General features: G+C 49.2%; 1 pseudogene. It reads right to left on the bottom strand.

The features are described 5' to 3' along the window. Positions 1-250: pseudogene (locus R0J87_RS22915) on the bottom strand (thiazole synthase); the annotation flags it as partial.

The following is a 250-nucleotide window of genomic DNA, read 5'->3' on the forward strand; positions in this document are numbered from 1 at the left end:
GGCTTCGGTTTTAATCCCTTGTCCGGAACCAATCGGGGATCCCAGAGGCATCACCGTAGAACAACCCACCTCTTCTAAGCGTTTGGCGAGAACGGGATCGGCGTTGATATAGGGTAAAACGGCAAAGCCTTCTTTAATCAGTTTTTCCGCAGCCTCTAAGGTACCAATGGGATCGGCAAGCAGGTGTTTCGCTTCGGGGATGACTTCTAACTTCACAAAGTTATTATCTTCTTGTCCCAGTAACTTCGCC

The organism is Halomonas sp. SIMBA_159, assembly GCF_046536035.1.
Taxonomy (GTDB): Bacteria; Pseudomonadota; Gammaproteobacteria; order Pseudomonadales; family Halomonadaceae; genus Vreelandella; species Vreelandella venusta_A.